The following is a 1,168-nucleotide window of genomic DNA, read 5'->3' as shown; positions in this document are numbered from 1 at the left end:
CCGGCCGGGTCGAAGGCAAAGGTCTCGACGCCCAGGCGGCTGGCAGCTTGCAGCAACCGTCCCACCGGGTCGTACTGATAGGCCAGATGGCCACGGCGGGTGTCGTGGATATCGGTCAGTTGGCCAACTGCATCGTATTGATACTGGCGCTTGAGCAGCGTGGACTTGCCGTCATGGCTGCCCAGCAGTTGTTCCTGCAAACGGCCCGCCGGGTCCCATGCCTGGGTCTGCATCAACTGGTTGCCTTGATGGCGGACCACCTCGCGGTGCAGGTCGTCGCGCTCGTAGGCCAGCAGTTCATGCTGGTCGAGGGTCATGCCCAGCACGTGGCCGCTGCCGTAGGTGAGCACGCCGACCTTGTGCCCGTCCGGACGAATCGTCGAAACACGATGATTGAGAGCGTCGTACGCGTGCTGCCACACCGCGACCATCGGCACGTCAGTCTTGAGGTAGTACTGGTGCTCGCGGGTCAGGTTACCGGCTTCATCAAAGAACCACTGCAGCTTGCTGTCGGCGTTGATGGCCTGGACCAGCTTGCCGTTACCGTCATAGGCGAAGTGTTCTTCCTGGCGCTGGCCGCCCAGGCTCGCCACCCGCGAGGCCAGGCGCCCCACGGCATCGAAGGTGATGTCGATGCGGCGTTGGCCGACCTGCGTGCTGGCCAGCCGGCCGCTGTCCGGGTCGTACCGGTAGCGCGTCACCAGGCCATCGAAGCCCTTTTCTTCCAGCAAACGACCCACCGGGTCGTGGAGGAAGGTGGCCTTGCTCTCGTTCTCGTTCTCCAGCCCGATCAGGCGGCCCAGCTTGTCCCAGCGGTAACGCAAGGTGTGCTCGGCAGCATCCACGCGTTCAGCAAGCAGCCCCGCGGCGTTATAAGACCACGTGGTGCAGCGGTCCAGGGCATCGGCGTGGGCCAGCAGGCGGCCTTCGGCGTCGCGCTCGAAGCGCTCTTCGGTGTTGTCCGGATGAATGACTTTCGCCAGCTGGCCGGCGTTGTACTCGTAGGCGGTCTTGTTGCCGGCGGCATCGGTGAACAGCACCAGACGGCCGAAATCGTCGTATTCCCACTGGCTGCGCTTGCCTGAGCAGTCGGTGTACTCGACCAACTGATCGGCTGCGTTGTACGCCAGCTTCTTCTCGTTACCGCTGGCATCCTTGATTGCCTTGA

1 pseudogene is annotated in these 1,168 nt (G+C 63.8%); it reads right to left on the bottom strand.

From position 1 onward, the window contains the following. Positions 1-1,168 (bottom strand): annotated as a pseudogene (locus tag ACQ4N9_RS26470) (RHS repeat-associated core domain-containing protein); the annotation flags it as partial.

The sequence above is a fragment of the Pseudomonas sp. ES1 genome (assembly GCF_050586605.1).
Taxonomy (GTDB): Bacteria; Pseudomonadota; Gammaproteobacteria; order Pseudomonadales; family Pseudomonadaceae; genus Aquipseudomonas; species Aquipseudomonas sichuanensis.
The sequence above is the reverse complement of the archived record's forward strand: the minus strand, read 5'-3'. Positions and strand labels throughout refer to the sequence as shown.